The sequence below is a fragment of the Anaeromicropila herbilytica genome (assembly GCF_016591975.1).
GTDB classification, from domain to species: Bacteria; Bacillota; Clostridia; order Lachnospirales; family Lachnospiraceae; genus Anaeromicropila; species Anaeromicropila herbilytica.
In genome coordinates, this window is sequence record NZ_AP024169.1 from 3,194,348 (window position 1) to 3,208,526 (window position 14,179).

Annotated in this window: 11 protein-coding genes and 1 tRNA gene; 2 read left to right on the forward strand and 10 right to left on the reverse strand. The window is 33.5% G+C overall.

Going from position 1 to position 14,179, the window contains the following annotated elements:
* Positions 1-39: 39 nt before the first annotated feature.
* The 4 genes from bsdtb5_RS13820 to bsdtb5_RS13835 form a co-directional block, all read right to left on the reverse strand.
* Entirely contained in the window at positions 40-282 is a 243-nt protein-coding gene (locus tag bsdtb5_RS13820) for a YlzJ-like family protein (RefSeq protein ID WP_271712564.1), read from the reverse strand.
* A 14-nt stretch (positions 283-296) separates the two neighbouring features.
* On the reverse strand, positions 297-1,070 hold the full coding sequence (locus bsdtb5_RS13825) for a ClpP family protease (protein ID WP_271712565.1): 774 nt from the start codon (positions 1,068-1,070) through the stop codon (positions 297-299).
* A 221-nt stretch (positions 1,071-1,291) separates the two neighbouring features.
* Positions 1,292-2,590, reverse strand: coding sequence for a sn-glycerol-1-phosphate dehydrogenase (locus bsdtb5_RS13830; RefSeq protein WP_271712566.1), 1,299 nt, complete (start codon positions 2,588-2,590; stop codon positions 1,292-1,294).
* Positions 2,591-3,000: 410 nt separating this feature from the next.
* Positions 3,001-3,831: an undecaprenyl-diphosphate phosphatase gene (locus bsdtb5_RS13835; protein ID WP_271712567.1), complete on the reverse strand. Its 831-nt coding sequence runs from the start codon at positions 3,829-3,831 to the stop codon at positions 3,001-3,003.
* A gap of 458 nt (positions 3,832-4,289) precedes the next feature.
* Here bsdtb5_RS13835 and bsdtb5_RS13840 point away from each other — a divergent pair, with 458 nt between their 5' ends.
* Positions 4,290-5,453 carry a glycoside hydrolase family 18 protein gene (locus bsdtb5_RS13840; protein ID WP_271712568.1) on the forward strand — a complete coding sequence of 388 codons (1,164 nt, stop codon included), beginning with the start codon at positions 4,290-4,292 and terminating at the stop codon, positions 5,451-5,453.
* Between the two features lie 98 nt (positions 5,454-5,551).
* Positions 5,552-7,105, forward strand: a complete 1,554-nt coding sequence (locus tag bsdtb5_RS13845) for a glycosyl hydrolase family 18 protein (RefSeq protein ID WP_271712569.1) — start codon at positions 5,552-5,554, stop codon at positions 7,103-7,105.
* Between the two features lie 230 nt (positions 7,106-7,335).
* On the opposite strand, the gene bsdtb5_RS13850 is transcribed toward bsdtb5_RS13845, so the two are convergent.
* From bsdtb5_RS13850 to bsdtb5_RS13875, 6 genes are all read right to left on the reverse strand, one after another.
* Complete coding sequence (locus bsdtb5_RS13850) at positions 7,336-8,619, reverse strand: O-acetylhomoserine aminocarboxypropyltransferase/cysteine synthase family protein (protein ID WP_271712570.1); 1,284 nt, start codon at positions 8,617-8,619, stop codon at positions 7,336-7,338.
* A 177-nt stretch (positions 8,620-8,796) separates the two neighbouring features.
* On the reverse strand, positions 8,797-9,594 hold the full coding sequence (locus bsdtb5_RS13855; RefSeq protein ID WP_271712571.1) for an HAD family hydrolase: 798 nt from the start codon (positions 9,592-9,594) through the stop codon (positions 8,797-8,799).
* Positions 9,595-9,844: 250 nt separating this feature from the next.
* A tRNA-Leu gene (locus bsdtb5_RS13860) sits at positions 9,845-9,928 on the reverse strand.
* A gap of 79 nt (positions 9,929-10,007) precedes the next feature.
* Positions 10,008-10,460, reverse strand: a complete 453-nt coding sequence (gene dut / locus bsdtb5_RS13865; protein WP_271712572.1) for a dUTP diphosphatase — start codon at positions 10,458-10,460, stop codon at positions 10,008-10,010.
* Positions 10,439-11,710: a M16 family metallopeptidase gene (locus bsdtb5_RS13870; RefSeq protein ID WP_271712573.1), complete on the reverse strand. Its 1,272-nt coding sequence runs from the start codon at positions 11,708-11,710 to the stop codon at positions 10,439-10,441. The genes dut and bsdtb5_RS13870 overlap by 22 nt, the downstream gene beginning before the upstream one ends.
* Before the next feature lie 223 nt (positions 11,711-11,933).
* On the reverse strand, positions 11,934-14,021 hold the full coding sequence (locus tag bsdtb5_RS13875) for a polyribonucleotide nucleotidyltransferase (protein ID WP_271712574.1): 2,088 nt from the start codon (positions 14,019-14,021) through the stop codon (positions 11,934-11,936).
* Between the last annotated feature and the right edge of the window lie 158 nt (positions 14,022-14,179).

Genomic DNA, 14,179 nt, shown 5'->3' on the forward strand with positions numbered 1-14,179 from the left:
TATCGTTTCTTTCGAACATTCTTTCTGTTTTTTTCAACACTAGACATCATAATTTGTAAGATCAGTTAGAGTTGATCCAGGCGTAAATTCCTCTCTTAAATAATCTGTCATATCGGTAGAATTCATATGTTCTACCACATATTGTTCTCCATCACGCCTTGCCCTGACTTGTCCATATTTTAAAGAAATATCTTTGTATTCTGGCATATTGTCAGATTCTTTCATTGGTTCGTTGCTTTTATCACTGTATATCCTTTCAAGAGGTACAACCGTATATAGCATATCCTCACCTCCTTTTATTCAACTATGCTTTCAGGATTTACTTTGTTTTCGGTATCAGCTTTTCTCTCATCAATCAATTGATACATCTTTTCAAGAGCATCTTTTATACCACCTACAGAATCTATTAATCCTTTATCTACGGTTTCTGCACCAACTAAAATAGAACCAACATCTTTAGCCAATTGGCTTGTATCTAACATTAATTTTTTTAAATCGTCTTTCTCAATCTTGGAATGAGATACGACAAAATTCAGTATTCTTTCTTGGATCTTAGCAAAATATTCGAATGTCTGTGTAACACCGATAACCGTACCATTCATTCTAACAGGATGTATAATCATAGTTGCTGTTGGCACAATAAAACTATAATCAGAAGATACCGCTAGTGGAACACCGATTGAATGACTTCCACCAAGTACCAATGATACAGTTGGTTTACTCAAAGATGCAATCATTTCTGCAATAGCTAAGCCTGCTTCTACGTCACCACCTACAGTATTAATAAGAATTAGTAACCCATCAATGTCCTCACTATCCTCTATTGCAGCAAGTTGTGGTAGAACATGCTCATATTTTGTCGTTTTATTATGTTGTGGAAGGCACTCGTGTCCTTCGATTTCTCCGATGATTGATAGTAAGTGAATCTTCGATTTTTTCTTTTCATTTATTAAAACAGTTTGTCCATACTCTCTTATTTTCCCATCTTCCAAGGCATCTTTCTCTAATTTCTCTTTTTGTGCCTCCACTTTTTCCTTTTTATCCTCTTTGCTTACCTTTTTATTATCCATAAAAAATCTCCATTTCCTATTCTAGTAATTTCTTATAATAAAACTGCTAAGATATAGTATTGGGTTTTTTATTGCATTTTATTTAACATAATTAAAAATACTAGCAAAAAGCTATAATTGCTTTTTGCTAGTATCAACTAGGACACTTGAGCTATGGTTAGGATACCAAAAGCATTTTTCAATCTAAATACAAGGCTTTTGACACCCTTAACAGTAATTTATTATATTCCAAGCACTTCAACCTTGTCATATTCTGTAAATTCCAACATCTTCATGATTCTCATAAAGGTTAAACGACTTCTTACATAAGGAGAAAGCCTTATCGTATCTGATATAATATTATTACTTAATCCTATTTCTGTCATTTTTGTTACACATCCAGCATAAGTAAGTATGTGTTGAATCTGCAAAGTGCTTGGAATCTCGTCGAGTATATTTGCAATCATTTCTAACTTTGATCTTAAATCAGTTGCATCGACTTGAGTTAATACATCAGATTCATTTTCTTTCATAATGCCTTCATAAAGACCATTCTTAGTAAAAGCATCTTTTACTTCCTCTATATTAATACTTTTATATTCTCTAACCTTAACACTTCCATTATGTATACATGTTGCAACTTTATGATATACTTCACTGGTGATTATTAAACCTAAAGATACTTTTTCGCCATGTAGTGCATCAAGAGTATCATTTAATACTTCGGATTCCCATAAATGTGATATGTGATGTTCCGCTCCAGATGCTGGTCTAGAATTGCCAACCATCTGCATAGCCAACCCTGATAACAAAAGTGCATACATAAGTTGTTCGTACGCTTCTATCTTACCATTCTTTAAATCATCCACACATTCGCATACTTTGTTAACTGCCACTAATTCTAGATTATATACTCTATCACAGAAATATTCACCTGTAAGTAAATGTGCTATTTTCCAATCCGCTAATGCCGAATATTTGCCCAATAAGTCTGATACTCCTGAGGCAGTAAGACGATAGGGAGCTTTCGAGAAAATATTACTATCCGCAATTACACAGATTGGGGATACTGCTGTCATAGTCTTCTTTAAGCCATCCCATGTCATTGCAGCGACTGTAGAAACATATCCATCAACACTTGCAGCAGTTGGAATTGAAATAAATGGTATCGTCTTTGTAAATGCAACGTATCGAGTCAGGTCATGTATCGTTCCAGAACCAACAGCTAGCAGAAGTTCGGTTTCATCTGGCACCTTATTAAGAAGCAATTCTACTCCTCGATTATCCGCGTGAAGTCCATTTGCAGGAAGAATTACGATCTTGCTGTTTGGAATCAACTTTTGAACTTTTCTTCCAGCAACCTCATAGGTATTGTCATCGCATACTATTAAGAGTGATTGATATTTCTTATATACTTCACTTTGCAATAGTTCTGGGAGACGGTTAATTGCATCTTTTTCAATCATAATGTCTTTGACAAAAATTTGATGATTTTTTAAACAGCTACATTCCTCGCTAAATTCCTTTACATCGATATCCATTATTAAAATCCCATGCCTTTCAATTTTTAACGCCCTAATCAAATGAATAGAGCAAAATAAGTATTTAAAGAATATCCAACACTTACTCTTTCCAACTCGGCTATACCGAAAAATTCACCTTTGAATTATATATTGTTGTATAAACTGTCATATTGCATATAAAGATTATAACATATTAAAAAATAAATAAAATACTTTACGTATTCTGATACAAATCTTTATATATTCTTTACATATTTATTAAGATTCTATTTACTTTTTATACAAAACTCACGAAACAATATCCTTTCTTTTCCATCTTGTAAAACAAAGGAATAAAAATGCGTGTCGATATTTAGAAGAAAGAGGTTTTCTAATTCTTTCTTTTAAATTACCAACACGCATTTTTATGCTATTATACAAGATTAGTATTATTTAAATAGGAAGTACACGATTACAATAGCACCTAAAATAATACGATACCAACCAAATACCTTGAAATCATGCTTTTTGATATAAGTCATTAAGAATTTAATTACAAAAACAGACATAACAAATGCTGTTACCATTCCAATTCCTAAAGTCATAAGCTCTGCACCTGTAAAATTGAACCCAAACTTGAATATTTTAATAATACTCAACCCAAACATTACTGGCACAGCAAGGAAAAAAGTAAATTCAGCCGCCACTACTCTAGAAACACCGATTAACAACGCTCCAAGTATAGTTGCTCCTGACCTTGAGGTTCCAGGTATGATAGATAACACTTGAAACAAACCTATTATAAAAGCAGTTTTGTATGATAGTTCAGATAATTTTCGAATGTTTGCAACTTTTTGTTTATTCCAATTCTCAATTAAAATAAATAAAATACCATAAAGAATTAAAGTAGATGCAATTACAGCTGGCGTATGTAAATGTGCATCAACATAATCATCAAAAAGGATTGTAACTATTGCGCCAGGGATGCAAGCAACTACTACCTTAAACCATAATGAAAATATGTCTTTTCTAATTATTACCTGCTTATTCTCCTTAAACTTAAATGGGAACATCTTGTTCCAAAACATTACTACAACTGCAATAATTGCTCCTAACTGAATAACAACGAAAAACATTTCCTTAAATTCTTTGCTCCTATCTAGTTGCAAGAATTCATCCACTAATAACATATGCCCTGTACTACTAATTGGCAACCACTCCGTAATCCCCTCAACAATACCAAGTATAATAACTTTCAAAAATTCTACAAATGATAACATTTTTCTCTCTTTCTTCCTTTCCTTTTCATGTTCTAATTTCTTCTTACGAATTACATTCTTTCCTATTATACTATATCGAGAATATATTTTATATTACTTATTTATTAATTTTATATTTAAAATCTTAATTATGGTGTTAAAAGTCTTATTTTAGTCACTGAGATAGACTTTTATCATATAAATGTGCCGACCTTTGCTCGCGTGTACACACCTGAAGGTTTCGAAACCCCTGGCCTACTCACTAATATTTCAATGTGACTACCAGTAATTATCCAAAGATGCATTCCATTCCAAAGCTAGAAAAATATAAATATTTTACATGTAACTCCCTGTATAAGAATACAAAATCTCAATTTACGCAAGTCATATTCTATGATATGATTACGTTATGTCGCTATTTTCTTTATTAGTATTTATTAATACTATTTATATTTAAAATTCTAAGAAAGCGAGGTAATATGGGGAGAAAAAATAATATCCTACATAAAATATTATTTTACTTTTTTATTGTCACTCTATTCATATTCTATTTACCTAACAACATTCACCTCAAAGCTCAAACAGTAACTCCTAAGAAAATCGTTGGATATTATGGTGCTTGGGCAGCTTATTCATCATTCACCCCTGATAAAATTGATGTAAGTAAATTAACTCACATCAATTATGCATTTGCAAATATTAATCAATATAATCAAATTTCACTTGGATATCCAGATATAGATCTATCGAATTTTTCAAAACTTAGGGCATTAAAAAAGAAAAAACCTGGATTAAAAACATTAATATCGGTAGGTGGATGGACTTGGTCTACTAGATTCTCAGATATTGCTTCCACTAGTGCATCTAGAGCCAAATTCGCAGATAGTTTAGTTTTCTTTATCGACAAATACGGATTTGACGGAGTTGATATTGATTGGGAATATCCCGTAAGTGGTGGTTTATCTACGAATCACAGGCGTGCGGAAGATAAGAAAAACTTCACATTATTACTCAAGGCTATTCGTACAAAATTTAACTCAAGGAGTATTACTACGAAAAAGCATTACTTGCTAACCATTGCTGGTGGTTCAGGCACTTGGTATGTTAATAACGTAGAGTTAGGCATTTTACATCAATATATTGATTATGCAAATGTTATGACGTATGACATACATGGACCATGGGATAAATATACCGATTATAACGCTCCATTATACCGTTCACCTTCAAACACCAATGCCTATAACTGGAGTGTCGATGATTCTATCAAAGCCTGGACAAAAGCAGGTTTTCCGAAGAAAAAGATGATAGTTGGAGTACCATTTTATGGATATATCTATCATACAGCAACAAATAAAAACTATGGTAGATATCAGACTTTTACGAGTGGACAAAGCATTAGCTATTCTGTAATTGCTGAAAAATACTTAAACAAGAACGGATTTATTAGACGATTTGATAATACCACAAAAGTACCTTGGTTATTTGGTAATACAACCTTTATCAGTTATGATGATCCAACTTCCATTGCTAAGAAAGCAAGTTATATTAAAAATAACAGTTTAGGTGGCGCTGCCATCTGGGAATTAAGTCAAGATCCAAAGAAAGTATTATTAAATTCTTTATATAACCAACTAAAATGACACACATAAACTATACATGAGGGAGAATACAGTGTGAATTAAAAAGCATTTCACACCCCTGATTTATATGTCGCCAAAGGCGACAGATGGGAGTATATATGAAAAATAATTTTAAGAAGTATTTTACTGTTTTATTAGTTCTAGCATTATTATTGAGTTGTCAAACTCCAACTACTAGCATGGCTGGAAAAAGAATTGCACCTTATCCACCCACGAATCTGAAAACAAGTTCTATCAGCAGTACATCCATTACACTTAATTGGACCTTATCTACTAGTAACGCAAATGTTTCATCCTATTATGTATATAAAAATGGTGCCTACATTGGTTCAACAAAAACAAATACTTATGTGATAAGTAACCTAACTCCTTCAACAAGCTATTCCTTTTATGTAAAAGCTTATGGTACGAATGGTCTTTTATCAACTGCAAGTAATACAGTTACTGTAACTACGCTTGCTGCTATATCACCAACGCCAACTGTAACACCTACCATTACACCATCTCCTTCTCCAACAATTGCACCTACTCCTACACCAACGGTTGAACCTACCATTGCTCCAACTATTACACCTACGCCAACAGTTGCTCCTACCCTTTCTACAAGAATGGTTGGTTACTATGCAGCCTGGGCAGCTTATAGCGCTTTTACCCCAGATAAATTAGATGCAACAAAGCTTACACATATTAATTATTCCTTCGCTAATATCGGTAGTGATTATAAAATCACCTTAGGTTATCCTGATGTTGACCTTACAAACTTTACAAAATTAAATGCTCTAAAACAAATTAATCCATCCCTTAAAACATTAATATCCGTAGGTGGATGGAGTTGGTCTGCAAGGTTCTCTGATGCTGCACTCACAGATGCCTCCAGAACGGTATTTGCAGATAGTATTGTTGATTTTATTGTAAAGTATGGATTTGATGGAGTAGATATTGACTGGGAATATCCTGTAGGTGGCGGTTTATCTACTAATATTCATAGACCAGAAGATAAACAAAACTTCACTTTAATGCTCCAAAAGATAAGAGAAAAATTAGATGCTAGAGGTGTAATAGATAACAAACATTACTTATTATCTATTGCTGGTGCTTCTGGTAGTTGGTATATTAACAACGTAGAATTAGGTATTCTACATAAATATCTCGATTATGCAAACATAATGACATATGATATTCACGGAACATGGGATTCTTATACAGATTTTAATGCTCCTTTATACAACAATACAGATACATCACCTCAATACAAAGGAAGTGTAGACGAATACGTAAAAGCATGGATTAATGCTGGATTTCCTGCTTCTAAGATTGTACTAGGCGTTCCTTTCTATGGCTATATTTATAAAGCGGTAACCAATCAAAACAACGGATTATACCAAACCTACTCAGGTGGTCAAAGTATTAGCTATGCTAGCATAGCAGCAAACTATTTAAATGCATCTGGTTATGTTCGATACTTCCATAGTCAATCCATGGTTCCATGGTTATTTAATGGTAATACCTTCATTACCTATGATGATGAAATATCTATGGCAAAGAAAGCACAATATATGAAAGCAAACTCCCTCGGTGGAATCGCCATGTGGGAACTAAGTCAAGATCCAAATCGAGTACTTCTTAATGCTCTATATGAACAAGTAAAATAAGATTCTACTATCACAAACTTTAAAAGCTATCATAAAACATAATTTATCGTTTTATGATAGCTTTTATTTTGATTATACTTGATAAATTCAGTTCAAAAAGTATATTAATTGCTAACATTAGTAGCTTCCAAATGAGGAAATGGAACGTAAGATGTAAAAGTTTTATCGTGGTAATTTTGATAACCTAACGTCTGAATTTATCAAGTATTCAATAACCTAACTTTAGGAAATTACTTAACTTCCTCTAATGCTTGTTCTAAATCAGAAATGATATCATTTACATCTTCAATTCCAATTGACATACGAACTAAATCAGGGCTTACTCCTGCTTCTACTAATTGTTCGTCATTAAGCTGTCTGTGTGTTGTACTTGCTGGATGTAACACGCTTGTTCTTGCATCAGCTACATGTACTACAATAGCTGCTAATTTCAGACTATCCATAAATTTAACTGCTGCATCTCTTCCACCCTTTACACCAAAAGAAATAACCCCGCATGTACCATTTGGCATATACTTTTTGGCACGTTCATAGTATTTACTACTCATTAATCCAGGATAATTCACCCAAGCAATTTTCTCATTCTTCTCTAACCATTCTGCAACTTTAAGAGCATTGCTGCAGTGACGTTCCACTCGCAGATGAAGAGTTTCTAATCCTAAATTTAATAAAAACGCATTATTAGGTGAAGGTGTGCTCCCAAAGTCTCTCATTAACTGCACTCTTGCTTTCACAATATATGCTTTATTACCACAACTTTCTGTATATATCATTCCATGATAAGATTCATCTGGCGTTGATAATTCTGGGAATTTCCCATTATTCCAATCGAAATTACCACCATCTACTATAACTCCACCAAGTGCAACTGCATGTCCATCCATATATTTAGAGGTTGAGTGAACTACAATATTGGCACCAAATTCAATTGGTCTACAATTAATTGGTGTAGGGAAAGTATTATCCACCATAAATGGTACACCATTTTTCTTCGCTAGCTTTGCAAATTTCTCAAGATCAGCAACAATTAATGCAGGATTCGCAATTGTCTCTGCATATAAACATTTTGTATTATCTTGAAAAGCTGCTTGTATTTCATCTTCGCTAGATTCTGGTGATATCATTGTTACTTCGATTCCTAATTTTTTCAGAGTCACTGTAAATAGATTGGTTGTTCCTCCATAGATTGCTGCAGATGATATTATGTGATCTCCCGCATTGCAAATATTTAGAATAGCAAGTAATACTGCTGCTTGACCTGATGAAGTACATAAGGCACCAATTCCACCCTCTAACTCTGCAATCTTTCTCTCTACCGCATCAACAGTAGGATTAGCTATTCTTGAATAGAAAAAACCATCCTCAACTAGATCAAACAATCTACCAACATGTTCACTTGAATCATATTTGTATGTTGTACTTTGATAAATTGGAAGTACTCTAGGTTGTCCATTCTCTGGTTGATACCCACCTTGAATACATTTTGTATTAATATGATAATTAGGATTACTCATTTAGATTACCTCTCTTTTTTCTGTTTTTTATCACTTTATTTATTAAATTTGGAATAAATACGTCTAATTCTCAGACCTGCTATGCATTTTCATACAATCTTATTACTATTTATAATATATTTCATAAGAAATTTCAACCTATTATCGTTGAAATATAGATTGGATTCATAATCACTTTTATAATTCAAGATTAAAGACTTCAATCAATTTTTCAACAACACCATCTTCATCATTTGATTTTGCTTCATAATTACAGATTACTTTTAATCTTTCATGTGCATTCGCCATAGCATAACTGTAATGACACGCTTGCATCATCTCATAATCATTCAAATAATCTCCAAAAGCCATACTCTCTTCTCTCGTAATACCAAACTGTTTCTGAAGCGTTTGTATCGCTTGCCCTTTATTCGCATTCAGATTCATAATATCAACCCATGCTTTTCCTGATAACACAATCATATTTCTATCATTATATTGCTTCAATCTTTCATATGAGTTGCTTTCAGCATCTATCCTATCATACACTGCTATTTTACATATCTTATCCTGTTTCGCCGCCTCTAGAATATCATCTACTTTTTCATATTTCTTATAATACAACTTGGTATTATCTAAAAATTCTTCATCTGAGTCCTCAATATAAGCAGCTTTTTCCCCACATAATATTGGATATGCTCCATCAATACTACGTATCTCCTTCACATATTTCTCAAGAGTGCTGTATTCTATTTCATTTATATATATCTTTTCATCTCTATAGAAAGCAATTGTGCCATTCTCACATAGGAAATAGATATCATCCTTAATCTCCTCGAATATTGAATATAAATTATAATATTGTCTTCCACTTGCGACCGCAAATCTTACACCTTTTTCCTTTAGTTTCTTAATCGTAGGAAATAGCCTATCAGACAACTCATGCCTACTATTAAGTAAAGTTCCATCCATATCAGCAATAACAAGTTTAATCATCTCGATTCTCCATTCTTATCTTTTTGTATGTTCTACATCATTTTTCTTTATATTTGATACATAATTATAACTGTGTCAAGTTTTGTATATTGCTACCCTTTTAGTATACACCATAAGCAGAAATATGTCACATCGCAAATAAGGAGCTTTGAATTATCCACTCAAAGCTCCTTTTCAACCATAAACAATACATGGCAATACATAAATTTATTTTCAATTGACAAACATTGATAAGATCTATAACACCAACTGCGAGAAAGGGGACTCGAACCCCCATTTTCCTTCGAAAACAGGCACCTGAAGCCTGCGTGTATGCCAATTTCACCATTCTCGCATTTACTACTATAAATTATTGTAAATCTTTTGGTGAAAAAGTCAAGTAGTTCTATTGTCTTATTTTAGCATCAATGTTATTAATTACCAGTGTGACCAAATCCGCCTTCTCCACGCTCTGTTTCATCTAAGGATATCACTAAATCCCAATCCGCTATTTCAACTTTATTAATTACCATTTGAGCAATTCGATCTCCACGGCGTATTGCAAAATCATCTTGTCCCCAATTAGTCATAATTACTTTAATCTCTCCACGATAATCTGCATCAATCGTTCCCGGTGAATTAGGGAAACCTATTCCATATTTTAAAGCCAATCCGCTTCTAGGTCTTATCTGTGCTTCATATCCATCCGGTAGTGCAATCTTAATACCTGTAGGGATTAACTTTATCTCACCTGGGTGCAGAATAATCTCTTCAAAGACATGTGCATAGAGATCCATTCCGGCTGCGCCCTTACTCATATACTTAGGTAGCTCAAGATCTTTCGCATCTTCTAGTTGTTCAATTCTTATTCTGATAGGTTGTTCCATTTCTCTTTTATCCTCTCTAGGTTAATTTCGTCCAAATTACCAACAAGTGATATACTACACATATTCGAATTATAATATTGATTCAAATATCGAATGATATCGTCTCTAGTTACCGCATTTACACGTTCTATTGTCTCATCTAATAATATCACTCTGCCACGATTCATCATAGACTTTCCATTACCATTCATTCTGCTCTTAGTACTTTCACTTGATATTATGAGTTCCGTTTTTATCTGTTCCTTTGTCTGAGCAAGTTCCTCTTCCGTAACGCCTTCTCTTTTCATCTCTTCTATCACTTCAAATATCTTATCAAATACTACTTCTGTCTGAGTGGGATTCATTGCTGCATAGATATGAAAAAGTCCTGCATCTTTATAGGAGCTTCCATAGGAATAGATGGAATAGGTTAATCCATGGTTTTCACGTATATTTTGAAATAATCTTGAGTTAATACTACCGCCAAGTATGGAATTTACAATTGCAAGAGCATATTTATCTTCCGAATTATAATCAATAGAATCATATGCAATATTTAGATGAATCTGCTCAATATCTTTATTCTTACTATAAAGACTACGATTATAAACAGGAATACTCACTCTTTTACTAGGTTCTCCAACTGGTATGCTTCCAAAGCTATTCTCTAATAACTGAAGAACTTCCTCCTCATTATAATTTCCCGCTATGGATATAACAATATTTGAAGCCACATAGTATTTATCTATAAAATCAAGAATCTGTTCTCTTGTTATACTTCTTACTGTTTCTTTATCACCTGAGATTAAGTATCCTAGGGGATGCTCTCTCCATACATTCTTTTGTAACATTTCATGAGCTAAATCTTCTGGTGAATCATCATACATATCAATTTCTTCTATTATAACGCCTTTTTCTTTTGTTAACTCTTTTTCAGAGATTGTAGAATTTAATAGCATATCACTAATGATATCAATCGCAATTGGTAGATGGGAATCAAGAGTTGTAGCATAGTATGATGTACATTCCTTGCTCGTGAAAGCATTAATATTGCCACCGATACGTGCCATATCATCCGCTATTTGTTTTGCAGTACGACTCTTCGTTCCTTTGAATAACATATGTTCAATCATATGGGAGATACCATTATTAGACTTATCTTCATTAGCAGAACCAACTTTTACCCATACACCAAAAGCTGTACTTCTAAGATATGACATTTCCTCTAACACAACGGTAATACCATTGGATAACTTCTTTATATTAACCATATTAATTCCTTTCGTATGTGAGTTCTATGACTAATACCATTTCATTACTATTGTTTAATCATAGCTTTTTTCGATAAAAAAAGCTATACGCAAAAAATAGCTTCACTTCCAAGATATTGTATCATTCTAATTAATAACATCTTGAATATGTCATATTTTTTGCGATAGCCAATTTCGGATTCTCATCCTTAATCTATTGTAGTGGAAATTCTAAATCAACTTCTTATTCTACATCTTTAATGCTAAAGCTAATTCTTCCCATTTTATCTTTTCCAAGACAAACAACTTTCACTATATCTCCTAAAGATAATACATCTTCCACTTTATTCACTCTCTCTTTTGATATCTTGGAGATGTGAACCATACCTTCTTTACCTGGTGCGAATTCTAAGAATGCACCAAATTCTTTGATACTGATTACTTTACCTTCAAAGATTTGTCCTTCTTCAAAATCTGTTACAATGGTTTGAATGATTCCTACTGCTTTATTTATTAAAGTTGTATCTGTACCACATACTGATACTGCACCATCATCTGTTATATCAATCTTAACGCCCGTCTGTTCAATAATTGCATTGATTGTTTTACCACGTTGACCAACTACATCACCAATCTTCGTTGGATCAATCTTAATTTGAACAATCTTAGGTGCATATTTACCAACTTCTTTTCTTGGTTCGCTAATACATGGAGCCATAATATCATTAAGAATAAAAGTTCTAGCTTCCTTTGTTCTATAGATTGCTTTTTCAATAATTTCACGAGTTAAACCATGAATCTTAATATCCATCTGGATTGCTGTAATACCATCATGAGTACCAGCTACTTTAAAGTCCATATCGCCAAAGAAGTCTTCAAGTCCTTGAATATCTGTTAAAATTACATAATCATCATCGCTATCACCTGTAACTAGACCAACAGATATACCAGCTACTGGTTTCTTAATTGGTACACCAGCTGCCATTAATGACAATGTTGATGCACAAATACTTCCTTGTGAAGTAGATCCATTGGATTCCATAATCTCAGATACAGTACGAATTGCATATGGAAATTCTTCTTCTGATGGTAATACTGGAACAAGAGCACGCTCTGCTAATGCACCATGACCAATTTCTCTTCTTCCTGGACCTCTAGATGGTTTTGTTTCACCAACTGAGTATGATGGGAAATTATAGTGATGCATATATCTCTTAGATGTTTCATTTTCATCAATTCCATCTAATCTTTGAATCTCAGCTAACGCACCTAATGTAGTAATTGTCATTACTTGAGTTTGACCACGAGTAAACATACCAGATCCATGAACTCTTGGTAATAAATCAACTTCTGCAGCTAATTTACGAATCTGAGTCATTTCTCTACCATCAGGACGTTTGTGATCTTTCAGAATCATCTTACGAACTGTTTTCTTTTGGAATTTATAAACAGCTTCATCAATAAATGCAATCCACTCAGGATGTAATTCTGCATAACGTTCCTCAAGTTTATTTTTAATATTACGAATGTTCTCTTCTCTTACTTGCTTAACATCTGTAAATACAGCTTCTTCCATTGCTTCTGGAGTAATGAAGGAAACCATATCATCGTATAAATCTGTTGGTGTTTCACAATGAATATACTCATGTTTTTCTTTGCCACATTCAGCAACAATCTTATCAATAAATTGAATAACTTCTTGGTTCACCTTGTGTGCTTCAAAGATTGCCTCTATCATCTTATCTTCTGGTATCTCAGCAGCACCAGCTTCTATCATGATAACTTTATCTCTTGTTGAAGCAACAGTAAGTTGTAGCGTAGATACAGCTTTTTCAGCTGATGTTGGATTAAATACCAATGTTCCATCTACCATACCAACCATTGTAGACGCTGTTGGTCCATCAAATGGGATATCAGATATTGCAGTAGCAATTGCTGAACCTAACATTGCTGTTAATTCTGGACTACAATCTTGATCTACGCACATTACTAAGTTATTAAGCGTTACATCGTTACGGTAATCTTTTGGGAAAAGAGGTCTCATTGGTCTATCAATAACACGTGATGTTAGGATAGCATTTTCAGATGCTTTACCTTCTCTCTTTATAAATCCGCCTGGAATCTTACCTACTGCATATAACTTTTCTTCATATTCAACACTTAGAGGGAAAAAGTCAATGCCCTCTCTTGGTTTTTCTGATGCTGTAGCTGTTGACAATACTACAGTATCACCATAATGCATGAAAGCCGCACCATTTGCTTGTGCTGCAACTCTTCCTACATCTACGGTTAGCGTTCTTCCCGCTAATTCCATTGAAAAACTTTTGTACATCTTATTATCTCCTTTAATTCTAATTTCGAATACATAGAATGTACCATTCTATGTCTTGGTAAAGATGCCGAAACTACTGAAAAAAACGTTTATCTGCCCTTTTGCATCAAGGTAAAATATTCTTTTCAGAAGTCTCGGGGTACATCTTTAACCATAAT